This is a genomic window from Ancylobacter gelatini (genome assembly GCF_022601675.1).
GTDB lineage: Bacteria > Pseudomonadota > Alphaproteobacteria > Rhizobiales > Xanthobacteraceae > Ancylobacter > Ancylobacter gelatini.
In genome coordinates, this window is sequence record NZ_JAKVIL010000002.1 from 120,509 (window position 1) to 145,430 (window position 24,922).

A 24,922-nucleotide genomic window follows, 5' to 3' on the forward strand; every position below is an offset into this window, starting at 1 on the left:
CCTAAGCGAATCACCCGATCTTGAAAGTCTGCTGCGTAGTGCTTCGTTAATATTGTCGAAACGCTTTGTTTACGTTTGACGCATGGCTATGATGCGGGGCGCGCGCATGGAAGAGCGCCGAAGCCTGCCGATTGGGGTTCATAGAAGCGCCGGGGTACTCTATATAGAGCCTTCCGTGCCCCGAACCCGCAGCACCGATGATCCGTCTCGACGACACATCCCGCGCTCCCAGCCAGACCCGCGTCGTGGTGGCCATGTCCGGCGGCGTGGATTCCTCCGTGGTCGCCGCGCTCTATGCGCAGGCCGGCTATGATGTGCTCGGTGTCACGCTCCAGCTCTATGATCACGGCGAGGCGATGCACCACCGCCCGGGCGCGTGCTGCGCGGGACAGGACATCTATGATGCGCGCACCGTCGCCGAGAAGCTGGGCATTCCCCATTACGTGCTCGACTATGAAAGCCGGTTCCGCCACGCGGTGATCGAGCGCTTCGCCGATGCCTATGCCAGCGGCGAGACGCCGATCCCCTGCGTGGACTGCAACCGCACGGTGAAGTTCCGCGACCTGCTGGAGACCGCGCGCGATCTCGGCGCCGACATTCTCGCCACCGGCCATTACGTGACCAGCCGCGCGCTGCCGGAGGGCGGGCGCGCGCTGTTCCGTCCGCAGGACGAGAGCCGCGACCAGAGCTACTTCCTCTACGCCACCACCCAGGCGCAGATCGACATGCTGCGCTTCCCGCTCGGCGAGACCAGCAAGCCGGAAGTGCGCGCGCTGGCGGAAAGATTCGGGCTGAAGGTGGCGGACAAGCCGGACAGCCAGGACATCTGCTTTGTGCCCACGGGGCGCTACACCGACATCGTCGAGAAGCTGCGCCCCGAGGCCGCCGAGCCGGGCGACATCCTGCATCTCGACGGACGGGTGCTCGGCCGGCACAACGGCGTGATGCGCTACACCATCGGCCAGCGCAAGGGGCTCGGCATTTCCAGCGCCGAGCCGCTCTATGTGGTCGGCATCGAGGCCGCGAGCCGCCGGGTGCTGGTCGGCCCGCGCAGCGCGCTCGGCGTCGCGGTGGTGCCGGTGGACGAAGTGAACTGGCTTGGCGACGGCACGCTGGACGAGGCGCTGGCCAGTGAGCGCGAGATCTTTGTGAAGGTGCGCTCGACCCGTGCGCCGGTGCCCGGCCATCTGGCGCGGGCGGCGGACGGCTCGGTTACGGTGCATCTTCACATGGCGGAGGAAGGCGTGGCGCCGGGGCAGGCCTGCGTGTTCTACGAGGATGGCGGCCCGGCCGCGCGGCTGCTGGGCGGCGGCGCCATCCGCCGCGCGCGCCCATCCTTCACGCAGATGACACGCGGTGCGGCGATGGTGACCGATACGCCGACGGCGCGAGTCGGATAGCGCTTGAGGACACAACCCGCCGCGGCGGGCCGAGGGGAGACGAACGACGATGAGCACCGATCTCGATCGCACCACGGTGGAAGAAGCCTATGCGAAATGGGCGCCGATCTACGATGTGGTCTTCGGGGCGGTGTTCGAGGCCGGCCGCAAGGTGGCGATCCAGGCGGCCGAGCGCATCGGCGGGCGGATGCTCGAATTCGGCGTCGGCACCGGCTTCGCCCTCCCGGCCTATAAGCGCGGCAACCGCCTTATCGGCGTCGATATCTCCGAACCCATGCTGCAAAAGGCGCGCGAGCGGGTGGAGAAGGAGAAGCTCGACCACGTCGAGGGCCTGTGCCTGATGGACGGCGCCCATATGGGCTTCGCCGATGAGAGCTTCGACGTGGTGGTCGCGCAGTTCGTCATCACCGTGGTGCCGCACCCGGAGGAGACGCTGGACGAGATGGCCCGCGTGCTGAAGCCCGGCGGCGAGATCATCCTGGTCAACCATCTCGGCGCCGAGGACGGCCCGCGCGCAGTGTTCGAGCGCTGGTTCGCCCGCCGCGCCCGCAAGCTGGGCTGGCGCCCGGAATTCCAGTTCGCCCGCCTGCGCAACTGGGCGGTGGCCAACGGCACGGTGGACCTGCCGATCAAGCGCGACGTGGCGCTCGGCATGTACACGCTGGTGCGCTTTCGCAAGCGCAGCGCGGCGGAAGTGGCCGGCGCGGAAGAAGGTGCCGAGGTCGCGCTGGCGGGGTGAGTGCGAAGCTCCCTATGTTCCGCGAGCTTCAATTTCTGGTATGTCGAGTATTTTGCATATTGTATTGATGATATCTCTATTAATTGCAAGCTTTTCTGAGTCAGTTATTGTTTTCGACGCCCCTTCATGGATAATGTCGTTTCGTTTCTTCCGAATTATTCGTATCGTGGTTCCCCAATCTGTATTATTTTCTACATTTATTTTGGCCCTCAAAGAAGATGGTCCGCCATTTATTATTTCAAGCGCGGTCCAATAATCTATCAATTGCAGGCTTTTATTCTCATTAAAATATGCTCGCGCTAGTAATTTCATGCATAGAGATATTTTATTGTATATATCCTGTTCTTTAATGCATTCTATTTTATCTATTATTGCTTTTAATAAATCAAATCTATAGTATTCATAAAAACCTACGGACTTTCCAATTTCAACTGATGTTGAAGCCCAGCCAATTTCGTCTAAACGTTCTCTATGTACCCGGACGCTACCAAAGTGCGAATGGGCTATACTTTTACCGTATAAAGAAAATAATGCCCCCAAAGTAGCTAACGATGAATCTTTGGCTATTCCTTCATTGTATCCGCCATTATTTTTCCTTACAGGGGAAATTATAATAAGATATTTTCCAATAGGTATGGATTTTTTAGATAGTCCATTGCTATGAAGTATATTTTTTCCTTCAGAATATACAACATTTAGTTCTGAAAAGGAAATTTCGAATTCATTTAATAAATCTATAATAATTAATTTTACAGGATAAGAAGTCATAGATTGACAAAATGAAGAAATGACATCAAAATTTTTACGTGCCACACTGTGATAAGATGTGGAATAAAAATCAAAAATAAAATATTCAAAACTTACGTCATCTAGCCATTCTTTCGGTAAGAAAGATGATAAGTGCATAGGAGCGATTTGGTTGGTCGCCATGTTCTGTTCCATTGCGAAGTTACAACGCCTCACCCCCACGCCAACTCCGGCCCCACCGGCACGATCCCGGTCGGGTTGATCGTCTTGTGGCTCTCGTAATAGTGGCGCTTGATGTGGGGGAGGTTCACCGTCTCCTTCACGCCGTCGACGTGGTAGAGCGCGCGCAGGTAGCGGGTGAGGCTGGGGTAGTCGGCGATGCGGCGGATGTTGCATTTGAAATGGCCGACATAGACCGGATCGAACCGGATCAGCGTCGTGAACAGCCGCCAGTCGGCTTCCGTCAGCGTGTCGCCCATCAGATAAGGCTGGCCTGACAGCCGCGCCTCAAGCTCGTCCAGCATGGCGAACAGGGCGGTCACGGCTTCCTCATAGGCGTCCTGCGCGGTGGCAAAGCCCGCCTTGTAGACGCCGTTGTTCACGCGGTCATAGACCTTGGCGTTGATCGCATCGATCTCCTCGCGCAGCGCCGGCGGGTAATAATCGTGGCGGTCGGGCGTGACGGCGTCGAATGCGGTGTTGAACATGCGGATGATCTCCGCCGATTCATTGTTCACGATGGTGCCGCGCTCCTTGTCCCACAGCACCGGCACGGTGACGCGGCCGGAATAATGCGGATCGGCGGCCAGATACACCTCATAGAGCCGCTGCTTGCCCAGCACCTCGTCGCGGGTGGCGCCGGGGGAGGGGATGGCGGCGTGGTCGGCGAACACCCAGCCTTCCTCGCCCATATGCGGATCCACCACCGAGACCGAGATGACGTTCTCCAGCTTCTTGAGCTTGCGGAAGATCAGCGTGCGGTGCGCCCACGGGCAGGCATAGGAGACATAGAGATGGTAGCGCCCGGCCTCGGCGCGAAAGCCCGCCTCGCCGGTGGGGCCGGCGCTGCCGTCGGTCGTCACCCAGTTGCGGAAGCGGGTGACGGTGCGCTGGAAGCGCCCGCCGGTGCTCGACGTGTCGTACCATTTGTCGGCCCAGGTGCCGTCGACCAGAAGTCCCATCGCGATGTCTCCTCTTGCAGGGGTGAGACTAGTGCGGATGGCGCGGGATTTCCCCGGTAAAGTGCGGGCATCGGCGCAGGAGCGCGCGTGCCGGGATGCCCGCTTGCCAGTGCCGGCGCGGTGTGGTCCGCTGCTTCGGTATCACATGGCCGCTCACGGAAGTTTATGCCTCACGCCGCGCCTGCCGCCCTGCTCCGCTGCGCTCCGGCGCCTTTATGCTGATACCGGCCGCCGGGCGGGCGGCGCCGCCGCGGCAGGAGCGCGCGCTGGTCGCGGTGCTGCTGTGCAACGTGCTGGAATGGTTCGATTTCGCGATTTACGGCCTGCTCGCGGTCTATCTGTCGCGCGCCTTCTTCCCGCAGGGCCACGGGCAACTGGCGCTGCTGGCGACGCTCGCCGTGTTCGGGGTCAGCTTCGTCATGCGTCCGCTTGGCGGGCTGGTGCTGGGGGGCATGGGCGATGGCCGGGGCCGCAAGCCCGCTCTGCTGGCCGCCGCGCTGTTGATGGCGGTGAGCACCTTCGCCATCGGCCTCATCCCCTCATTCGAGCGGATCGGCCTTGCCGCGCCGCTGCTGCTGGTCGCCGCGCGCATGATGCAGGGCTTCTCGGCCGGCGGCGAATTCGGCATCGCCAACGCCTTCCTGCTGGAAACCGCGCCGGAAGGGCGACGCGGCCTCTCCACCAGCTTCCTCGCCATGACGGTCGCGCTCGGCAGCGGACTCGCCAGCGTGAGCACGGCGCTGCTGGTCGGGCTGCTGCCGGCGGAGGCGATGGAGCACTGGGGCTGGCGCGTGCCGTTCCTCGCCGGCGGGGTGCTCGGCATCCTCGCGCTGTGGTTGCGCCGCGGCATCGACGAGACGCCGGTCTATGAGCGCGCGGCGCCGGTGCCAGCCGCGCCGGAGGCGGTGCTGCAAAGGGTACGCCGGCCGATGCTCACCGTGTTCGGCCTCACCATGCACTGGACGGTGTGCTTCTACATCTTCCTGATCTACCTGCCCTTGTTCACGCAGAAGCAGGCGGGGCTGAGCGCCAGCGAGGCGAACTGGGCGAACGCGCTGTCCACGCTGGCGATCCTGATCTTCGTGCCGCTGGTCGGGCATCTGTCGGACCGGGTGGGGCGGCGGCCGTTCCTCATCGCCTCCTGCGTGCTGGTGCTGGCGCTGGTGCTGCCGGCCCTGTGGGCCATCGCCCATGCCGGGAGCTTCCTGCCGGTGGCGGCGATCCAGTTCCTGCTCGGCGGCTGCATCGCGCTCTATTCCGGGGCGGCGCCGGCGGCGGTGGTGGAACTGTTCGCCACACGCGACCGCTCGCGCTGGTCGGCGGTGGCCTATGCGCTGGCGGCGGCGGTGTTCGGCGGCTTCGCCCCGTTCATCGCGGTCTGGCTGACCGCGGCGCTGGACTGGCCGCTGGCGCCGGCCGGCTATGTCATTCTCGCCAGCGCGACCAGCCTCGTCACCGTGTGGCGCATGCCGGAGACGGCGCACCGGCCCTTGGCCTAACCCTCGACGGGCAGTGACCGCCCGAGAGCGGGGGCATGGCCGAAATGGGCGTGATAGGCGCGCGCGAAGCTGGAATAGCCTTCATAGCCGACGCGCCGGCCGATCTCGCTGATGGACAGCCGGCCCTCGCGCAGCAGGTCGCGCGCGCGCTCCATGCGCCGGGCCTGCGCGAAGGCGTGCGGGGTGAGGCCGAAGGCCTCGCGGAAGCCGCCGGAGAGTTCGTTGCGGTTGAGCCCGACGCGCAAGGCGAGCTGCTCGATGCTCGGCGGCTTCTCGATCTCGCGGCGATAGATATCGGCGGCGGTGTCGATCGCCTTGCGCCGGGCGTTTTCCCCGATCAGCCGGGGCGTGGCGGAGCGGAGCGGCTGCTGGAGCTGGGCGACGACGTGGCACAGGAACTCCACGGTCTTCACGCCGAGGAAGATGCCGCGCAGCGGCTCGGGATAGCGGCAGGCCAGCATCTGGTCGACAAGGCCGATGCCGGTCGTCGTCAGCGGAAGCTGGAACACGTCCGGCGTGCCTTCGCGCGACAGGAAGATCGGGCGGAACGCGGCAGGCACATGTTCCGGGTTCAGCCGGTAGTGATCCAGCAAGTGCCGGCGGTCGCAGATGAGCAGCATACCGCGCAGGCGCACGCCAGCCTGCGCGGCCGACGCCGAGGTCGGCGTGTTGCTGATCTGGAGCATGTGCGAGGACACCGGGTCCATGCGCGGGCCGATCCAGCGATGATAGCTGCCGGTGATGATGGCCTGTATGCACACGAGATCGGCGCGCGCCAGCGACAGCCGGTAGGGCTCGCGCACCTCGAAATTCATCAGGTGCAGTAGCGTATGGGCATCAATGCGGCGATAGCCGTGCTCGCGGGCATTCACGGCCTGTCCGAGTCCGCCCGCTACCAGCTCCGACGACGCGAATTCGCCCGCGCCGAGCCCGGACCGCAGCGCGGGAAAATCAACGGCGAATTTGCGCGGCTCGTCCAAGATCACCTCAAGCGAACGCCGCGGCCGGACGCCGCCGCGAACAGGTGGGAATAGTGCACTCCTTCACGATCTATATCCAGTTGTCACGACCCGGTTCGCGCGCTCTACGCAGCGGACTAGCAACGGATGGATCAAGGGCCGATGGCCTGCTTGTTCCGGTGCCGGCATGCTTCGCATTCAGCCTCCCCTCGCCAGCGAGCCGCTCCGCCGTCCGTTTCCCGCAAGCCCTGCAGCACCGACCGCCTTGCTCCCGTTCATCCTCACCAATGCCGGCCTCGCCCCGACACATCAGTTCGAGGCCTTTCGCGCGGCCTATGACGGCATCGTCGACATGGCGCCGTCGCCTGAGCGCGCGGCGGGTTATGCGGTCAGCCAGCGCATCTGGCCGCTGGGGCGGTGCCTGCTGGTCGCCATGAGCCTGCCGGCGTCCCCGCAGCCGCTGCGCTGGACCCATGCCGGCCATACGGTGTTCGACCATTGGTACGCGGCGCTGCCGTGCCGCTTCGTCGATGGACAGGCCGTGCCCGCGCGCTCCGCGCGTGCGGCAGCGCTTCATTCGCTCGCCCATCCCCATGCGGTGACCGTGCGGGAGGAGGGCGCGCTCCTGCTGTTCGTGCCGCGCGGTGCGTTGCGCGCGGCGCGGGGGCCGGGCATCGGGCTGCACGGCGTTGATCTGGACGATAACGGGCTGGACGACAACGGACTGCTCGGGCTGCTCGGCGACCTGATGCTGTCGCTGGCCAACCGGTTGCCGGGGCTCGACGACGGCGCGATCGCCCATGCCGCCGACGCGGTCTGCATGCTGGTCAGCGGCGCCGCGACGGCGTTCACGCCGCCAGGCCCGCTTGCGGCCTCGACCAATGATCTGTCGGTGATCGAGCGCGCGCGCCGGGTGATCCGTGCGCGGCTGAAGGACGAGGCGCTGGAGCCGGACGCCATCTGCCGCGAGCTGGCCGTGTCGCGGTCGCGGCTCTACCGGCTGTTCGCGCCGCTCGGCGGGATCGCGGCCTATATCCGCCGGCAGCGCCTGATGCAGGCGCGTCACGCGCTGGTCGATCCGTTCGAGACCCGCCCGATCATGATGATCGCGGAGGAATGGGGCTTTCGTGACCCTTCCGTGTTCAGCCGCGCGTTCCGGCATGAATTCGGCGTCTCACCCCGCGATGTGCGCGGGATCGGCCTCGGCGCGGCCGGCGCGGCGTCCGGACGGCCGGCGCCCCCGGCCGCGCCGCCGAGCCTCTCCGTGCTGCTCCATGGCCTTGTCGGCTGAGCGCGCCATGGCCCTTCGATGCCCGGAATGCTGCATGAGCGAAGCGACAAGTGGTGTTTTGATACCAATTTAGGGCGTTTTCGGATGTTTTTCTTCGCATGTGCAATATTAAATCGAGCGACCCCAGATTTTGGTACGGTGACTATTCGGGATTTTCAGTCAATAAATGAGATGCCGGGTCAATTTATTGAACAGGTAACTGTTCTATAGCTCTGTTTCGAAAGATTACGTCTGCAATCCGTGAGGCGATCCATGGCGAACGAAACGACCGGAAAACTCTCCCTCTACTCGCTCACCGCCATGGTCGTCGGCTCGATGGTCGGCGCCGGCATCTTCAACCTGCCGGGCCGCTTCGCCACCGCCACCGGGCCGTTCGGCGCCATCATCGCCTGGCTGATCGCCGGCACCGGCATGTACATGCTGGCGCGGGTGTTCCAGGCGCTCGCCGAGCGGCGGCCCGACATCGATTCCGGCGTGTTCGCTTATGCCAAGGCCGGTTTCGGCGACTATATGGGCTTCCTCTCGGCCTTCGGTTACTGGCTCGGGAGCTGCCTCGGCAATGTGTTCTACTGGGTGCTGATCGGCTCGACGCTGGGGCGCTTCTTCCCGGAGATCTTCGGCGACGGCTCCTCGATGATCGCGATCGTCGTGTCGCTGGCCGGCATCTGGGCGTTCCATTTCATGATCCTGCGCGGGGTGGAGCAGGCGACCTTCATCAACACGGTCGTCACCATCGCCAAGATCGTGCCGCTGATCGTGGCCATCCTCGGCTTCGTGTTCTTCTTCAATTACAATCAGTTCTCGGAGAACTTCTTCGGCGGCGTCGGCATGCCGGAAAAGACCCTGCTGGCGCAGGTGCGCGACACCATGCTGATCACGGTGTTCGTGTTTCTCGGCATCGAGGGCGCGAGCGTGTATTCGCGCTTCGCCAAGAAGCGCTCGGATGTCGGCGCCGCCACCATTCTCGGCTTCGTCGGGGTGACCGGCCTGATGGTCGCGGTCACGCTGCTGCCCTATGCCACGGCGCCGCGCGCGGCGATCGCGGGGGTGCAGAATCCCTCGCTCGCCGGCGCGCTCGAACTGGTGGTCGGCCACTGGGGCGCGGTGCTGATCTCGATCGGCGTGCTGGTTTCGGTGCTGGGCGCCTATCTCGCCTGGTCGCTCATCTGCGCCGAGGTGCTGTTCGCCGCCGCCAAGTCCAAGGACATGCCGAAGCTGTTCGCGGCGCAGAACGGCAACCGCGTGCCGGCCAATGCGCTGTGGCTGACCAATATCGTGGTCTCGCTGTTCGTGATCTCGACCTACTGGTCGCGTGACGCCTTCAACTTCATGCTCGACATGACCAGCGTGACCGCGCTGCTGCCCTATCTGCTGGTCGCCGGCTATGGCGTGCTGCTGGCGCGCAGCGGCGAGGGCTACGAGGCGGCGCAGGACAAGCGCGGGCGCGACCAGTTCTTCAGCTGGATCGCGGTGGTCTACACGCTGTTCATGTTCGGCGCGGCGGGGCCGAAATATGTGCTGCTGGTCACCGTGCTCTTCGTGCCCGGCACCATCCTCTATTTCTGGGCCCGGCGCGAGCAGAAGGCCCGGCTGTTCACGCCGGTCGAACTCGCGATCTTCGTCGTCGTGCTCATCGGCGGCGCCGTCGGCACCTACGGGCTGCTGACCGGCCTCATCACTCCCTGACAAGAAAAACACGAGGACTGCCAAGATGGAAACCAAGTTCGGCGTGCATTCCGAGGTCGGCCAGCTTCGCAAGGTGATGGTCTGCGCCCCCGGCCGCGCCCATCAGCGCCTGACCCCCAGCAATTGCGACGACCTGCTGTTCGACGACGTGCTGTGGGTCGATGTCGCCAAGCGCGACCATTTCGACTTCATCAACAAGATGCGCGAGCGCGGCATCGAGGTGGTGGAGATGCACAATATGCTCACCGAGACCGTCGCGATCCCCGAGGCGAAGAAGTGGATCCTCGACAACCAGGTGGTGCCGAACCAGATCGGGCTCGGCTTCGTCGAGGAGGTGCGCTCCTATCTCGAAGGGCTGACGGCGCGCCAGCTCGCCGAGACGCTGATCGGCGGCCTGTCGACCACCGAATTCCCCGAGACCATCGGCGGGGCGACGCTGGACCTGATCCGCGACGCCGCCGGGGCCAATGAGTACCTGCTGCCGCCGCTGCCGAACACGCTCTACACCCGCGACACCACCTGCTGGATCTATGGCGGGGTGACGCTGAACCCGCTCTACTGGCCGGCGCGGCACGAGGAGACCATCCTCACCACCTCGATCTACAAGTTCCACCCCGATTTCGCCGGCAAGGTGAATGTGTGGTGGGGCGACCCGACGCAGGATTGGGGCCTCGCCACGCTGGAAGGCGGCGACGTGATGCCGATCGGCAAGGGCAACGTGCTGATCGGCATGAGCGAGCGCACCTCGCGCCAGGCCATCAGCCAGCTCGCGCAGGCGCTGTTCGACAAGGGCGGGGCCGAGCGCGTGATCATCGCCGCCATGCCGAAGCTGCGCGCGGCCATGCATCTCGACACGGTGTTCACCTTCGCCGACCGCGACTGCGTGCTGCTCTACCCCGATATCGTCGACAAGATCGAATGCTTCTCCTATCGCCCGGACGGCAAGGGCGGCCTCACCCTCTCCAAGGATGGCGGGCTGGTCGAGACCGTGCGCGAGGCGCTCGGCCTCAAGGAGCTGCGCGTGGTCGAGACCGGCGGCAACGACTACATGCGCGAGCGCACTCAGTGGGATTCCGGCGCCAACCTGGTCTGCGCCTCGCCGGGCGTGGTCTTCGCCTATGACCGCAACACCTACGCCAACACGCTGCTGCGCAAGGCGGGCATCGAGGTCATCACCATCGACGGTTCCGAGCTGGGCCGCGGGCGCGGCGGCGGTCACTGCATGACCTGCCCGATCATCCGCGACGCCGTTGACTACTGACCTCTTATCCGGTCGGTAGTCGCGGGACGGCTCGGCAACCGCCCCCCGCCGAGTCGTCCCGTTTCACGTCGCATCGGAGCGGCCCGCCTGCATGACCCAGCCCGAACAACAGAAATTCGCCCTGCCCACGCTGACCGCGATGGTGGTGGGCTCCATGGTCGGGGCGGGCATCTTCTCGCTGCCGCAGACCTTCGGGCGCGTTACCGGCGGGCTCGGTGCGCTGATCGCCTGGGCCATCGCCGGCGCGGGCATGCTGATGCTGGCCTTCGTGTTCCAGACGCTGGCGCGGCGCAAGCCGGAGCTCGATGCCGGCGTCTATGCCTATGCCAAGGCCGGTTTCGGCAATTATCCCGGCTTCCTCTCCGCGCTCGGCTACTGGACGGTATGCTGCCTCGGCAACGTGTCCTACTGGGTGCTGATCAAGTCGACGCTCGGCGCGCTGTTCCCGATCTTCGGCGACGGCAACACGGTGGCGGCGGTGGCGCTGTCCTCGGTCGGGATCTGGCTGTTCCATTTCCTGATCCTGCGCGGGGTGAAGCAGGCGGCGTTCATCAACACGGTGGTGACCGTCGCCAAGATCATCCCGATCCTGATCTTCCTGATCTTCGTCGCCTTCGGTTTCAAGGCCGACATCTTCGCCGTGAATTTCTACGGCGGGCCGGGGCTGGAAGGCGCGGGCCTGTTCGCGCAGGTGCGCGGCACCATGCTGGTGACGGTGTTCGTGTTCGTCGGCATCGAGGGGGCGAGCGTCTATTCGCGCTACGCCCGCCAGCGGTCGGATGTCGGCCTCGCCACGCTGCTCGGCTTCCTCGGCGTGCTGTGCCTGCTGGTGCTGGTCACCATGCTGTCCTATGGCGTGATGCTGCGCCCGGACCTCGCCAGCCTTCGCAACCCGTCCATGGCCGGGGTGCTGGCGGCGGTGGTCGGGCCGTGGGGCGCGGTGTTCGTCAGCGTCGGGCTGATCGTCTCGGTGCTCGGCGCCTATCTGTCGTGGTCGCTGCTCGCGGCCGAGGTGCTGTTCTCCGCCGCCAAGAAGGAAAGCATGCCGGCCTTCCTCGCCGCCGAGAACCGCAACGGCGTGCCCTTCATCGCGCTGTGGCTGACCAACCTGCTCATCCAGCTCTTCCTCATCGTGACGCTGTTCGCGCAGGAAGCCTTCCTGCTGGCGCTCAAGCTCACCTCCTCGATGATCCTGCTGCCCTATCTGCTGACCGGCGCCTATGCGCTCAAGCTGGCGCTGAGCGGGGAGGGCTACCGGCCGGATGAAGGCCGGCGCGGCGATCTGGTGCGCGCCGGGCTCGCGACGCTCTACGCGGCCGGGCTGGTCTATGCCGGCGGGCTGAAGTTCCTGCTGCTGTCGCTGGTGATCTACGCGCCCGGCAGCGTGCTGTTCGTGATCGCGCAGAGGGAGCGCGGGCGGCAGGTGTTCACCCCGGTCGAACTGGGGCTCTTCATGGCGGTGGGTGCCGGGGCGGTGCTGGCCGTGTTCGGGCTGGCGACGGGGCGGATCGCGATCTGATCCGGGGCGCGCGCCCCTCGACCTCGCCCCCGGCCTGTGCTATCCGGCCGGACCTTTTCGGGAACTGACTTCATGACCGCCCGGTTCATCCAGCGACGACGAGAGCCGCGAGCCCGCGCATCCCTGCGCGTGTGCCGTGAAGCTCGTGCGTGCCGGCGACCGTGAACGAGGCGGGGCGCTGGTGCGTGCTGACCGTCTCCAGTGTCCGAGTGCCCCGATGACCGAACTGTCGATCGCCCTTCTGAATGAAACCCCCGCCGACGATGCCGCGATCGAGCGGCTGGCGGCGCGCACCTTCGGCCCCGGCCGGTTCGCGCGCACCGCCTATCGCCTGCGCGAGGGCAATCCGCACCGGCGCGACCTGTCCTTCACCGCCCATATCGGCACCATGCTGGTCGGCTCGGTGCGGCTCACCCCGATCGTGATCGGGGACGCGCCCGCGCTGCTGCTCGGTCCGCTCACCGTGGAGCCGCCGTTCCGCTCGCACGGCATCGGCCGGCGGCTGGTGGAGCGCGCGCTGGAGGCGGCGAAGGCCGGCGGCGCGACGCGGGTGCTACTGGTCGGCGACGAGCCCTATTATGGCCGCATGGGCTTCAAGCGCGTACCGCCCGGCCAGGTGGCGCTGCCCGGCCCGGTCGACCCGCGCCGCGTGCTGCTGTGCGCGCTGGACGGCACCCCGGTCGAGGCGGTGCGCGGGCCGGTGCGCAAGGATTTCACACCACGCTGATTTCACGCCACGCTGAAGGCGCCGCCGGCTTGAACCGGCGGTGTCCGCCATCCTATAGCGTGGGTGGGATTTGATCGTGACATTCGGGAGGTTCGCGTGCAGGGCGATGAGCTGAAGCTGATTCTGTGCCGCATGGCGCCGGGCATGTCCTTGAGCGTGCCGGATGAATGGCTCGACAAGCACATTGCCGGCACCCATGCCAGCCGCGCCGCGCTGGTGAGCGAGATCGCCCGCCAGTACCAGTGCGCGTGCAAGCCCGGCTTCGGCGTGCAGGTCTTCGAGAAACAGATCGTGCCCTATACGGGCTGAGGCGCCCGGCCAAGCCGGTAGGTGAGACGCACCATGCCCTTGGGCAGGGCGAGGCTGCGCTCCAGAGTGAGGCCGCGCGGGCCGCGCGCGTTTCGCGGGAACATGGCGAGGCCGTCGCCGAGCAGCACGGGTATGACGAACAGGTCGAGCCGGTCGAGCGCGTCCGCCGCGATGAACGCATCCTGAAGCCCGGCCCCGCCGACGATCCAGCTGTTTCCCGGCAGCGCCCGCAGATGTGCGATCAGCGCGGGGACGCCCTCCTGCCAGGGCTCGACGCCGACGGGAGCGTCGGCCAGCGGGCGAGAGGTCACGACAAGGCTGCGCTTGCCCTTGTAGAACCAGCCCGCGCCGCTCTCGCGCCCCATGGCGATGACCTGATCATAGGTCGTCCGGCCCATGACCACCGTCTCGATATCGGCGATGAAATCGGCATAGCCGGAATCCACCTCGTCGAACGGCGCCAGCCAGGAAATGCCGCCGTCCCGATCGGCGATATAGCCGTCGAGGCTGGCCGCCATGTAGCCCACTATGGCCATCACCCATCCCCCGCGATTCCGCGCGCGAGGATAGAGGCCGGGCTGGCGGGAGGCTACCGCCCCTCGCGTGCCCAGGCGGCGGCGATGCCGGCCATGAGGATGAGCAGGCCCGAGAGCCCGGCGAAGAGCGGGAACAGGCCGAGCCCGCGCACCACCGAGACCTCGCGCAGGGCGACGCCCATCCAGTCCTCGCCGGCATAGCGCTCGCCCGAGCGCACGCCGACCACGCGCGGGACGAAGCCGGCGAGGTCCGCCATGCGCCAGACGCCGCCGCCGGTGGCTTCCACCGCCGGGCGCAGGGCCTCGGTGGTCGAGGTGACTTCCGAGAACTCGCGCGGATTGAGCGGGCCGACATTCACCAGCGCGGTCAGCGTGCCGTCGCTGGCGCGCCACAGGCCGAGCGTGTCGGCCGGGAAGGTGGCGCGGAACAGGCCGGGCTCGGCCTGATCGAGCGTGACGCGCCGGGTGGCGCCGGTGGGCGTGGTCACCACCACGGTCGGCGCGGTGTCGCCCATGGTCTGGCGCTCCACCACGATGTCGCCGCCATGGGCGGACATGCGCAGGCGCTCCTCCTCAAGGTCCGGCTCCTTCATCAGCCAGTGCGAGAGCCGGCGCAGCAGGTCGATATGCGGCCCGCCGCCCTCGAAGCCGCGCGCCCACAGCCAGAAATGATCGGAGAGCAGCAGCGCGACCCGGCCTTCGCCCACCCGGTCGAGCAGCACCAGGGGCTTGCCGTTCGGCCCGTCCATCACGCTGGTGCCCTTGGCGCCGTCGGTGTCGACCACGCGGAAAAAGTGCGACCAGTTCGGCGGGTCGCTCTGCGAGCCGGGCAAGGCGCGCGTCACCGGGTGGCGCTGGCCGGCCTGGGTGAGGGTGGGGCGGAACGGGGTCTCGTCCATGCGCCCGGTCGGGGCGGCGGGCAGAATGGAATCCAGCGAGGTGTAATAGACCGAACCGTCGGAGATGTAGTCGGTCCCTGCCGCCACCAGCAGCGCGCCGCCCTCTTCGACATAGCGCACGATATTGTCGAAATAGATCATCGGCAGCACGCCCTGCTGGGCGTAGCGGTCGAAGATGATCAGGTCGAAATCCTTGATCTTCTGCTGGAACAGCTCGCGCGTCGGGAAGGCGATCAGCGACAGCTCGTTGATCGGCGTGCCGTCCTGCTTCTCCGGCGGGCGCAGGATGGTGAAGTGCACCAGGTCGACATTGGCGTCGGACTTCAGAAGATTGCGCCAGGTGCGCTCGCCGACATGGGGCTCGCCGGAGACGAGGAGCACGCGCAGCTTGTCGCGCACGCCGTCGATCGAGAGCGCCGCGCGGTTGTTGACCGGGGTCAGCTCGCCGTCGAGCGCGGCGGCCTCGATCTCGATGATGTTGGCGCCGGCATGGGTGATCTCGACCTCGACATTGGCCGGCTGGCCGGCGGTGACGATGGGCCGGGCCACCACCTCGCCGTCGCGCCGCACGGTGACGCCGACGCGGGCGCCGGCGGGGGCGCCCTCATCCTCGACGCGGTAGCCCACGCTCTGCTTCTGGCCGACAATGCCGAAGCGCGGGGTGGAGGTCAGCGCGACGCGGCGGTCGCGCTCGCCCTCCTGGCCGGAAATGATGGCATGCACCGGCGCGCGGAAGCCGAGCCCCGCCATGGTCGCGGGAATGTCGTGCACGCGGCCGTCGGTGAGGAAGATCGCACCGGCCACGCGCTCGGGCGGCACGTCGGCCAGCGCGGCGGAGAGCGCGGTGAACAGGCGGGTGCCGTCCACCTCGCCGGCGCCGCCGCCGGCTTCCACCATGCGCACCTCCGCGCCCTGCTCCTTCAGCCGGGCGAGGCGCTGCTCCAGCTCCTGCCGGGCGGCCTGCGTCATCTGCGTGCGCTCGCCGAAATCCTGGCTGGCGCTCTGGTCCACCACAACGGCGACCACGGTGGAGAGCGGCTCGCGCTCTTCGCGGGTCAGCGAAGGATTGGCGAGCGCGAGCACCGCGAGCAGCAGGGCGAGGGCGCGGAAGATCGCGCCGCGGGTGCGCGCCACCAGCAGCAGCAGGGCGACCACGGCGGTGACGGCCGCGGCGGCGAGGAGCCAGGGCAGCGGAATCAGCGGGTCGAAGGCGAGGCCCAGATTCATGAATGGCCTGCGTCAGTTGTGGCGGTCGTGATGGCCGGGACGACACCCGGCATGACGGCGGCGGGGGCCTTATGCCTCTCCGCGACGGCGAGGGTGAGCCGGGCGGCAGGGCCGGCGGCGATCGGGGAGGTCGTCTTCATCCGGGAGAGGTGCGTCATTGCCCCAGCCTTTCCAGCAGCGCCGGGACGTGGACCTGATCGGCCTTGTAGTTGCCGGTGAGCACATACATCACGAGATTGGCGCCGGTGCGGAACGCCATTTCGCGCTGGCGCGGGCTGCCGCCGGACATGGGCAGCAGCGGCTGGCCGTCGCTGCCGAGCGCCCAGGCGCCGGCAAGATCGTTCGAGGTGATGACCACCGGGGACACGCCGTCGCCGGCACGGGCCGGGCGTTCCTCGCCGTCTTCGGGCGCGGGCAGCGCCTCGACCCAGGTCGTGCCCTCGGCGAAGCGGCCGGGGAAATCCCGCAGCAGATAGAATGCCTTGGTCAGCACATGGTCGCGCGGCACCGGCTCCAGCTCGGGAATATCGAGACCTTCGAGGATGGTGCGCAGCGCGGTGTTGGCCGGGGAGCCCGAGCCGTTGGAGCCCGGCAGCACGGATTCGGCGTCGCGTGTGTCGAACAGGATGGTGCCGCCCTGCTTCATGAAGGCATCGACCCGCGCCAGCGTCTCCGGTGGCAGCGTGGTCGCGCCCGGCAGCACCGGCCAGTACAGCAGCGGGAAGAAGGAGAGGTCGTCGCGCGCGATATCGACGCCCATCGGCTCGCCGGCCTCCAGCGCGGTGCGATCACGCAGGAATTCGGTGAGCCCGGTCAGGCCGGCCTGGCTGATCTGGTCGGTGTCGGCGTCGCCAGTGACGACATAGGCGAGGCGGGTGGCGTTCGAGGCCTTGGTGGCGAACTCGATCTCGGCCGGCGTCATTTCGCGGCGCGCGGGCGGCTTGGCTGCGGCTTCGCTTTGTGCGGCAGGTGTGGGGGTGGTCGGAGTTCCCTGCGCGAGCGCCCGCTCCGTCGGCATCGCCGCGCCGAGCGCGAAAGCGAGCGCCAGCAGCGCGGCGGTGGCGGCACGGCGGGGCACGAGGCGCGAGAGGCCGCCGCCGAGCAGGAACACGATGATCGCGTCCACCAGCAGCAGCGCCAGCAGAGCGAGCAGCAGCGGCGCGCGCAGGTCGCTGGGCGTCGCGTCGCGATAGGGTTCGACTTGGCCGAGGCCTTGAAGGTCGAGCGGGGCCAGCCGGTCGCGCGGCAGCAGCGCGTTGACGGCGACCAGGCCTTCCGGCGGGCCGTAGAAGCCGGGCGGATGGTCGGCGCTGGCGCGCCCGTTGAAGCCGACCGGGATCGCCTTGGCGGTCGGGGTCACCGGGCGGAACGCGCCGAAACCGTCGAGAATGCGGCTCGGCGCCACGGTCTCGCCGGTGACGGCATTGGCGCCGCTCTCATCGGCGGCGACCTCGGCCGCGCTCGCCCCGCCCAGCGCCACCACACGGCGCAGCATGTCGACGAAGGCGCCGGACAGCGGCAGGTTGGACCATGATGTGTCGGCGGTGACATGGAACAGCGCCAGCGTGCCGGCGCCGCGCCGCTCGCCGGTGACCAGCGGCGTGCCGTCGGTCAGGGTTGCCCAGGTGCGGCCGGCCAGCAGCCCGTCCGGCTCGGCGAGCACCTGGCGCTCGACCGTCACGTCGGTCGGCACCGGCACGTCGCGGAACGGGCCTTCCTGAGCGAAGCCGCCCAGTGCCTGCGGCTGCTCCCAGGACAGCGAACCGCCGAGCACGCGCCCGCCGCGCCGCAGCGTGACCGGCACGAGGTCGTCGGAGGCATTGGCGAGGCGCGGGCCGGCGAAGCGGATCAGCACGCCGCCACCCTCGATCCAGCGATCCAGTCGTGCGCGGGTCTCCGGCTGAAGCGTGCCGATGTCCGAGAGCACGATCACCGGCAGCTTCTGGTCGATGAAGCGGTCGATGGCCTCCGAGGTCGAAGCGCCGTCGGCGGTGCGGATATCGGCGAAGGGGCCGAGCGCGCGGGTGAGGTAATAGGAGGGCGCGAGCAGCGGCTGGCGCTGGTCGGCGGAGGCGCCGGAGACGAGGCCGACCGTGCGGCGGCGCCAGCGCTTGTCGAGCAATTGCACCGCGCCGGCCGACGCCTCGTCGACGATTTCCAGCCGTGCGATCTCGTTGCGGATCTCGACGGGAATCGTGAAGCGCGCTTCGGTCTCCTTCGCGCCCGGCTCGAAGGAGAAGGGCGCCTCGCCAAGGGCAAGGCCGCGCAGATCGAGCGCGCGCACGGTGCCGGCGCGCGGCAGCGTGTTGCGGTCGGCGCGCACCACTTTCACGGAGAGCGCGTCCACCGCATTGTCAGGGGCGGTGAGGGCCAGCGGCTCCTCGACGCCATCGGCCAGCGTGATCAGCGGGTGAGTGCCGACGGTGCGGGCGAGCTCGGCGGCAAAGCCGTCCGTGCCCTCCAGCGCCACGCCGTCAGACAGATAGATCACCGAGGCCTGCGGTACGCCGGCCAGCGCCTTCGACAGGCTTGCCAGCGCCGGCCCGCGCTCGGGCACATGGGCGACCGGGGCCAGCGTGCGCAACCGCTCGCGGGCTTCGCTGGGCGACATGACGCGCGGCTCCAGCGGGGGCTCGCCGGTCGGGATGAGGACGACGCCGCGTCCATCGATATCGGCATCGGCCACCACGCTCTCGGCGCTGGCGCGGCGCGCGTTCCAGTGCGCGGCGGCGGGCCAGCCGGAATCGATCAGCAGCACGGCGGGGCCGGTGGAGGCCGGGCCGGCCACCGGGGGATTCCACACCGGGCCGGCGGCGGCGAAGATGACGAGCGCCGCCAGCAGCAGGCGCAGCGCGGTCAGCCACCACGGGGTGCGGGCCGGCGTCTCTTCCTTGGGCGGAATGTCCAGCAGCAGCCGCATCGGCGCGAAGGCGATGCGGCGCGGACGGGGCGGCACCAGACGCAGCAGGAACCACAGCAGCGGCAGGCCGGCGAGCGCGGCGAGGATCAGCGGCGAGGAGAAGGCGAGGGGCAATCCGAACAATCCGCTCATGCCGCGCGCCCCCGGTTGCCGGTCGTCCCGCCACTTCCCGCCTTGTCGCTACCGGCTTCGATCGAGGGGGTGTGGTGGCCCCCGCTCATGCGGGCATGGAGGGCGAGCAGCAGTTCGCTGGCCGGGCGATCGGTGCGGTGGACGATGAAGCTCCAGGTGCGCCGCTCCGCCTCGAAGCGGATGGTGTCCCGATGCCGGGCGACGCGGGCGATATAATCCTCGCGCACCGTCTCGGCGCGGCCGACCGTGAACACGCTGCCGCTTTCCGGCTCGCGGAACTCGATGCGGCCGGAGAACGGGAAGGTCTCCTCCGCCGGATCGCAGACCTGCACCACATGGCCGTGGCAGCCGGAGGCGGACGTCGCGGCAAGGCTCGCGACCACCTCGCTCGCCGGGCTCCAGAAATCGCCGAGCAGCACCACCTCGGCCAGCGGCGAGGGCGAGAAGTTCGGCGGCAGGCTTTCCGGCAGGCGATGCGAATGCACCAGTGCCTCGGCCATCTTCTCGACGATGCGGCGCGAGGCGGAGGGGCGCATGATGCCGGGAATGCCGACGCGCTCGCCGCCCTTCACCAGCAGTTCGGCCAGGGCGAAGGCGACCACCAGCGCGCGGTCGCGCTTGGTCTCCCACACCAGCGGCGAGGCATAGACCATGGAGGCGGAGAGGTCGGGCCAGATCCACACCGTGTGGGCGGCCTCCCATTCGCGCTCGCGGACATACAGATGGTCGTCGCGGGCGGAGCGGCGCCAGTCGACGCGGGCGGAAGGTTCGCCATCCATGAAGCGGCGGTACTGCCAGAAATTCTCGCCGGTGCCGGCGCGCCGGCGCCCGTGCAGCCCGTGATAGACGCTGGCGGCGATCTTGCGGGCTTCGAGCACGAGCCGGGGCATGGCGGCGATGAGGCCGGCCGCGTCCTGTGCTGCGCCGCGCACGGCGATGTCGGCGTCCATCTCCACCCGATCAGAACTCCTGTACGCGCCCGGTCGTCCACCCTGCCATCATCACCCGCGCATCATCACCCGATCTTGGACGCAAGTTTGGCGATAATGCCCGGCACTGTTTCGCCGTCGGCCCGCGCGGCGAAAGTGAGCGCCATGCGGTGCTTGAGGACCGGCTCGGCCAGCGCCACCACGTCGTCGATGGACGGCGCATAGCGCCCGTCCAGCAGCGCGCGGGCTCGCACCGCCAGCATCAAGGACTGCGAGGCGCGGGGGCCGGGGCCCCAGGAAATGAACTTCGACAGGTCGCCGGCATCGGTGCCGGGGCGGGCCGAGCGCACCAAAGTGAGGATCGCCTCCACCACGGATTCCCCGACCGGGAGCCGGCGCACCAGGCGCTGGGCGGCGGTGAGGTCGTCGGCCGTCATCACCGCCTTGGGCTTGGTCTCCTCGGCGCTGGTGGTGTCGAAGAGGATTTTCCGCTCCGCGTCGCGGTCGGGATAATCGACGTCGATTTCCATCAGGAAGCGGTCGAGCTGGGCTTCGGGGAGCGGGTAGGTGCCTTCCTGCTCCAGCGGGTTCTGGGTGGCGAGCACATGGAACGGCTTGGGCAGGTCATGCCGCACGCCGGCGACGGTGACATGGCCTTCCTGCATCGACTGCAGCAGCGCCGACTGGGTGCGCGGCGAGGCGCGGTTGATCTCGTCCGCCATCAGCAGCTGGGCGAAGACCGGGCCGGGAATGAAGCGGAACGAGCGCCGCCCGCCAGCGCTTTCCTCCAGCACCTCGGCACCGAGAATGTCGGAGGGCATGAGGTCCGGCGTGAACTGCACGCGCCGCGCGTCGAGGCCGAGCACGGTGCCGAGCGTTTCCACCAGCTTGGTCTTGGCGAGGCCGGGCACGCCGACCAGCAGGCCATGGCCGCCGGAGAGGATGGTGATGAGCGTGCGCTCGACCACGGCTTCCTGGCCGAAGATCACCGCGCCAATGCCTGCCTTGGCGGCGCGGATGTTGGCCGCCGTGCTCTCCGCGGAGCGCACGATCATGTCGTCGAGGGATTGGAAGTTCTCGCTGGTCGCTGACGTCATGTCCTGCTCCTGAAAACCCTTTGCCGGCCATGTTGCGCCGCAACAATGGATATTGCAATGCACGCACCATCGTACCGGTTGCCGTCGGGGCGGCTTTCCCGCATTCAAGCTTACGCTAAGTTTGGGCCTCGTCGACCATTGGTTGGGGCATCACGACTGCGCGATTACGCCCGTGTGACAGGGAAATTCCCGTGATTTCAGAATCTTCTGGGCGGCTTGACGATTTATTGAGGTCGGCCGGGGAGGCGAGTGGCCGCAGCCCGGCGCCGCTGGAGCGCTGGAATCCGCCCGATTGCGGCGACATCGATCTCAGAATCGACCGCGAGGGTGTCTGGCACTATGCCGGTACACCGATCCGCCGTGAGGCGCTGGTGAAGCTGTTCGCCTCCGTGCTGGCCCGCGAGGGCGAGCGCCATGTGCTGATCACGCCGGTCGAGAAAGTCGGGATCGTGGTGGAGGACGCGCCGTTCCTCGCGGTCGACATGGCGGCGGAGCCGTATGAGGCGGGCGAGCGGCTGGTGTTCCGCACCAATCTCGACGACCTCGTGCGCTGCGACACCGAGCACCCGCTGCGCTTCGAGCCGCAGGCGGGCGCGGACGGCGTTCGTCCCTATATATATGTCCGGCGCGGCCTGTGGGCCCGGCTCACCCGCGCCGTGTTCCTCGAACTCGCGGAGCGGGGCGAGGAACGTGAGGTCGAGGGTCGGCGCCTGTTCGGCGTCGCATCGGCCGGCGCCTTCTTCCCGCTGGCGCCGGCGGACGAACGGAACGGGACATGATGGATCACGCCGTGCCTTTCTCTGATGCCGCCCCTGCCGAGGCGGAGCTTTCCGCGCCGCTGGCGGACTTCCTGACGCGGGCGCGCACGAAGTTGATGAGCACCCCGGACATTGCCGGCGATCCGCGCCGCGGCGACCATGAGCTGACCCCGGAATTCCGTCCGCTGGTGGACCAGCGGCCGGTGCGCGCGGCGGCGGTGCTGATCCCGGTGATCACGCGGCCCGAGCCGACCGTGCTGCTCACGCTGCGCTCGGCGCATCTGCCGAGCCATCCCGGCCAGATCGCCTTTCCCGGCGGCAAGATCGACCCGACCGATGCCGGCCCGCTCGACGCGGCGCTGCGCGAGGCGGAGGAGGAGGTCGGGCTGGAGCGCGCCCGCGTGCGCCCGCTCGGCTATCTCGACAGCTATCTCTCGCGCACCGGCTACCGCATCGTGCCGGTGGTGGCGGCGGTCGAGCCGGATTTCGGGTTGAGGCTCAATCCCGGCGAGGTCGACGAAGCGTTCGAGGTGCCGCTGGATTTCCTGATGAGCCCGGCCAATCACCAGCGCCACTCGCGCGAGGCGGAGGGGCTGATCCGCACCTTCCATGCGATGGCCTATGAGAAGCGCTTCATCTGGGGCATCACCGCCGGCATCCTGCGCACGCTCTATGAAAGGATGTATGCCTGATGGCTCGGGTCGCGATTACCAACATCCTGCTGTTCCTGCTGCCCTTCGTGCTGTTCGCGCTGTATCTGCGCTATGGCCGGGGCGTCGACACGCTGCTCTCCGGCTGGTCGACGCGCGCTTTCGCGCTGTGCGCCCTGGCCGCCGTGGTGCTGGTGACGCTGAGCCTGCTGCTGTTCGAGGGCGAGGGGCGCGGGCCGACGACAGGGCGCTATGTGCCGCCGACCTGGCAGGATGGCGTGCTGATACCCGGTCACATCGAATGAACCCGCTGATGCAGGGGCGCCCTGGCCTCGCCCGCGTGCTCGACGCGCTGAACGGCGACGGCGAGGATGCCCGCATCGTCGGCGGCGCGGTGCGCGACTGGGTGGTCGGGCGCCGGCAGCGCTCGGATATCGACATCGCCACCACCGCCCGGCCCGAGGAGGTGGTGCGCCGCGCGCGCGCCAACGGGCTGAAGGCAGTGCCGACCGGCATCGAGCACGGCACCGTCACGCTCATTGCCGATGGCGAGCCCTATGAGGTGACGACGCTGCGCGAGGACATCGAGACCGATGGCCGCCGCGCCGTTGTGACCTTCGGGCGCGACTGGCGCCGCGACGCCGAGCGGCGCGACTTCACCATGAACGCGCTCTATCTCACCCGCGACGGCGAGCTGGTCGATCTCGTGGGCGGGGAGGCGGATGCGCGGGCGGGCCATGTCCGCTTCATCGGCGAGGCCGACCGGCGCATCACCGAGGATTATCTGCGCATCCTGCGCCTGTTCCGCTTCCACGCCGCCTATGGGCGCGGCGACCTCGACGCGCGGGCGCTGGCCGCCGCCATCCGCCACAGGGATGGCCTTGCCCGGCTGTCGCGCGAGCGGGTGCGAGCCGAGCTGATGAAGCTGTTCGTCGCCCCGCGCGCGGCGGAAACGCTGGCGATCATGCAGGAGGCCGGGCTGCTCGACCTTGTGCTCGGCCGGCCGGGCGATGTCGCGACCGTCGCCCGGCTCGCCGATATCGAGGCGGCGCTGGATCTGCCGCCCGACGCGGTGCGCCGGCTGGGCGCGCTCGCGGTGCGTGGCGAGGAGGAGGCGCGGGCGCTGCGCGAGGAGTTGCGCCTCTCCAATGCCGAGGCGGCGCGGCTGCTCGCCATGGCCGGCCCGGCGCCGACGCCGGGCATGTGCGAGAAGGGGCAGAAGGCGTTTCTCTACCGCATGGGCCGCGAGGCCTTCCTCGACCGCGCCCTGATCGCCTTCGCCCGCGCCGGCGCGCCGCTGGAGGAGGAAGGCTGGCGTGGGCTGGTGATGATCGCGCGCGGTTGGCCGCTGCCGGTGTTCCCGCTCAAGGCCGCCGACCTGATCGCCGCCGGCCTCACCCCCGGCCCGGCGCTGGGCGCCGCGCTCAAGCGGGCGGAAGACGCCTGGATCGAGGCGGGGTTTCCGATGGACGCGGCGGCGCTGGACGGGATCGTGCGGGAGGCGGTGGGGTAAGCGCCCCGACAGGGGATCGGGCCGTTACGGCCACTTCACCACGGGCGGCATGGAGGACAGGATCGAATCGACATTGCCGCCGGTCTTCAGGCCGAACAGCGTGCCGCGGTCGTAGAGCAGGTTGAACTCGACATAGCGGCCGCGGCGGATGAGCTGCTCCTCGCGCTCGGCCTCGTTCCATGGCGTGGCGAAGTTGGCCCGCACGAGGCGGGGATAGACGTCGAGGAAGGCGAGGCCGACCGCCCTGGTGAAGTGGAAATCGGCGTCGCGATCCTCCGAATCCAGCCAGTCGTAGAAAATGCCGCCAATGCCGCGCATCTCCTTGCGGTGCGGCAGGTAGAAATACTCGTCGCACCATTTCCTGTAGCGCTCATAGTCGATATGGGGCCGCCCCTCGCAGGCGCCGCGCATCGCCGCGTGGAAGGCAACCGAGTCCGGGTCTTCCTGCGTGCGGCGGGCGTCGAGCACCGGGGTGAGGTCCGCGCCGCCGCCGAACCACGCCTTGGTGGTGACGACGAAGCGCGTGTTCATGTGCACGGCCGGCACATGCGGGTTGGCCAGATGCGCGATCAGCGAGATGCCGGTGGCGTGGAAGCGCGGGTCTTCCTCGGCGCCGGGAATCTGCTTGCGGAATTCCGGGGCGAACTCGCCATGCACGGTCGAGCAATGCACGCCGACCTTCTCGAACAGCCGGCCGCGCATGATCGACATCACCCCGCCGCCGCCCGGCGCGCCGCTATGATCGGTGCGGGCCCAGGGCGTGCGCTCGAAGCGGCCGGGCGTGCCGGGATAGAGCGCGTCCGGCGCCTCGTCCTCCAGCGCCTCGAAGGCGGCGCAGATGCGATTGCGCAGTTCCTCGAACCAGGCGCGGGCGGCTTCCTTGCGGGCCTCGATATCGGTGGCAGCCATGTCGCTCGCGGCCATGGGGCGTCCTCGCGCTGTT

The 24,922-nt window shown here is 68.0% G+C and carries 22 protein-coding genes; 13 read left to right on the plus strand and 9 right to left on the minus strand.

The features are described 5' to 3' along the window. The first annotated feature begins 197 nt into the window (after positions 1–197). Positions 198–1,400: a tRNA 2-thiouridine(34) synthase MnmA gene (gene mnmA, locus MKI84_RS03795; RefSeq protein ID WP_241616639.1), complete on the plus strand. Its 1,203-nt coding sequence runs from the start codon at positions 198–200 to the stop codon at positions 1,398–1,400. Between the two features lie 49 nt (positions 1,401–1,449). Continuing rightward, complete coding sequence (locus tag MKI84_RS03800; protein WP_241616641.1) at positions 1,450–2,139, plus strand: class I SAM-dependent methyltransferase; 690 nt, start codon at positions 1,450–1,452, stop codon at positions 2,137–2,139. A 12-nt stretch (positions 2,140–2,151) separates the two neighbouring features. Here MKI84_RS03800 and MKI84_RS03805 read toward each other — a convergent pair whose 3' ends face one another. Beyond that, positions 2,152–3,069, minus strand: coding sequence for a hypothetical protein (locus tag MKI84_RS03805; RefSeq protein ID WP_241616643.1), 918 nt, complete (start codon positions 3,067–3,069; stop codon positions 2,152–2,154). Between the two features lie 29 nt (positions 3,070–3,098). Further along, positions 3,099–4,067, minus strand: coding sequence for a glutathione S-transferase family protein (locus MKI84_RS03810; protein ID WP_241616645.1), 969 nt, complete (start codon positions 4,065–4,067; stop codon positions 3,099–3,101). Positions 4,068–4,282: 215 nt separating this feature from the next. On the opposite strand from MKI84_RS03810, the gene MKI84_RS03815 reads away from it, so the two are divergent. After that, complete coding sequence (locus tag MKI84_RS03815; protein ID WP_241616647.1) at positions 4,283–5,566, plus strand: MFS transporter; 1,284 nt, start codon at positions 4,283–4,285, stop codon at positions 5,564–5,566. Here MKI84_RS03815 and MKI84_RS03820 read toward each other — a convergent pair. Then, positions 5,563–6,546, minus strand: a complete 984-nt coding sequence (locus MKI84_RS03820) for a helix-turn-helix domain-containing protein (RefSeq protein ID WP_241616648.1) — start codon at positions 6,544–6,546, stop codon at positions 5,563–5,565. The genes MKI84_RS03815 and MKI84_RS03820 overlap by 4 nt on opposite strands. Before the next feature lie 166 nt (positions 6,547–6,712). On the opposite strand from MKI84_RS03820, the gene MKI84_RS03825 reads away from it, so the two are divergent. The 6 genes from MKI84_RS03825 (at position 6,713) to MKI84_RS03850 (ending at position 13,318) form a co-directional block, all read left to right on the plus strand. Beyond that, a complete protein-coding gene (locus MKI84_RS03825) occupies positions 6,713–7,816 on the plus strand; it encodes a helix-turn-helix domain-containing protein (protein ID WP_241616649.1) in 1,104 nt (367 codons plus the stop codon). Positions 7,817–8,068: 252 nt separating this feature from the next. Beyond that, the gene (locus MKI84_RS03830) at positions 8,069–9,502 is read left to right on the plus strand and encodes a basic amino acid/polyamine antiporter (RefSeq protein ID WP_241616650.1); all 1,434 of its coding nucleotides are present in this window, start codon (positions 8,069–8,071) and stop codon (positions 9,500–9,502) included. Positions 9,503–9,527: 25 nt separating this feature from the next. Beyond that, positions 9,528–10,763: an arginine deiminase gene (locus MKI84_RS03835; RefSeq protein ID WP_241616651.1), complete on the plus strand. Its 1,236-nt coding sequence runs from the start codon at positions 9,528–9,530 to the stop codon at positions 10,761–10,763. 91 nt (positions 10,764–10,854) lie between these two features. Continuing rightward, the gene (locus MKI84_RS03840) at positions 10,855–12,282 is read left to right on the plus strand and encodes a basic amino acid/polyamine antiporter (protein ID WP_241616652.1); all 1,428 of its coding nucleotides are present in this window, start codon (positions 10,855–10,857) and stop codon (positions 12,280–12,282) included. Positions 12,283–12,499: 217 nt separating this feature from the next. Then, positions 12,500–13,009: a GNAT family N-acetyltransferase gene (locus MKI84_RS03845; protein WP_241616653.1), complete on the plus strand. Its 510-nt coding sequence runs from the start codon at positions 12,500–12,502 to the stop codon at positions 13,007–13,009. Between the two features lie 96 nt (positions 13,010–13,105). Beyond that, positions 13,106–13,318 (plus strand): hypothetical protein, encoded by a 213-nt coding sequence (locus MKI84_RS03850; protein ID WP_241616654.1) that lies wholly within the window; start codon positions 13,106–13,108, stop codon positions 13,316–13,318. On the opposite strand, the gene MKI84_RS03855 is transcribed toward MKI84_RS03850, so the two are convergent. From MKI84_RS03855 to MKI84_RS03875, 5 genes are all read right to left on the minus strand, one after another. After that, positions 13,306–13,854 carry a dihydrofolate reductase family protein gene (locus MKI84_RS03855; protein ID WP_241616656.1) on the minus strand — a complete coding sequence of 183 codons (549 nt, stop codon included), beginning with the start codon at positions 13,852–13,854 and terminating at the stop codon, positions 13,306–13,308. The genes MKI84_RS03850 and MKI84_RS03855 overlap by 13 nt on opposite strands. Before the next feature lie 53 nt (positions 13,855–13,907). Beyond that, positions 13,908–15,980, minus strand: coding sequence for a hypothetical protein (locus MKI84_RS03860; protein WP_241616657.1), 2,073 nt, complete (start codon positions 15,978–15,980; stop codon positions 13,908–13,910). Between the two features lie 154 nt (positions 15,981–16,134). Beyond that, positions 16,135–19,023: a DUF4159 domain-containing protein gene (locus MKI84_RS03865; protein ID WP_241617534.1), complete on the minus strand. Its 2,889-nt coding sequence runs from the start codon at positions 19,021–19,023 to the stop codon at positions 16,135–16,137. 5 nt (positions 19,024–19,028) lie between these two features. Then, on the minus strand, positions 19,029–19,982 hold the full coding sequence (locus tag MKI84_RS03870; protein ID WP_241617536.1) for a DUF58 domain-containing protein: 954 nt from the start codon (positions 19,980–19,982) through the stop codon (positions 19,029–19,031). Positions 19,983–20,047: 65 nt separating this feature from the next. Beyond that, positions 20,048–21,058 carry an AAA family ATPase gene (locus MKI84_RS03875; RefSeq protein ID WP_241616658.1) on the minus strand — a complete coding sequence of 337 codons (1,011 nt, stop codon included), beginning with the start codon at positions 21,056–21,058 and terminating at the stop codon, positions 20,048–20,050. Between the two features lie 191 nt (positions 21,059–21,249). On the opposite strand from MKI84_RS03875, the gene MKI84_RS03880 reads away from it, so the two are divergent. From MKI84_RS03880 to MKI84_RS03895, 4 genes are read left to right on the plus strand one after another with little or no spacing between them, the layout of a single operon-like run. Further along, the gene (locus tag MKI84_RS03880; RefSeq protein ID WP_241616660.1) at positions 21,250–21,837 is read left to right on the plus strand and encodes a DUF1285 domain-containing protein; all 588 of its coding nucleotides are present in this window, start codon (positions 21,250–21,252) and stop codon (positions 21,835–21,837) included. Beyond that, positions 21,837–22,508, plus strand: a complete 672-nt coding sequence (locus MKI84_RS03885; RefSeq protein WP_241617538.1) for a CoA pyrophosphatase — start codon at positions 21,837–21,839, stop codon at positions 22,506–22,508. Before MKI84_RS03880 ends, MKI84_RS03885 begins: the two co-directional genes overlap by 1 nt. Next, complete coding sequence (locus MKI84_RS03890; protein WP_241616661.1) at positions 22,508–22,771, plus strand: DUF6111 family protein; 264 nt, start codon at positions 22,508–22,510, stop codon at positions 22,769–22,771. Before MKI84_RS03885 ends, MKI84_RS03890 begins: the two co-directional genes overlap by 1 nt. Further along, positions 22,768–23,979 (plus strand): CCA tRNA nucleotidyltransferase, encoded by a 1,212-nt coding sequence (locus MKI84_RS03895; protein ID WP_241616662.1) that lies wholly within the window; start codon positions 22,768–22,770, stop codon positions 23,977–23,979. The genes MKI84_RS03890 and MKI84_RS03895 overlap by 4 nt, the downstream gene beginning before the upstream one ends. 24 nt (positions 23,980–24,003) lie before the next feature. Here the strand turns inward: MKI84_RS03895 and hemF are convergent, their stop codons facing one another. Next, positions 24,004–24,903 carry an oxygen-dependent coproporphyrinogen oxidase gene (gene hemF, locus MKI84_RS03900; protein WP_241616663.1) on the minus strand — a complete coding sequence of 300 codons (900 nt, stop codon included), beginning with the start codon at positions 24,901–24,903 and terminating at the stop codon, positions 24,004–24,006. Positions 24,904–24,922: the final 19 nt, after the last annotated feature.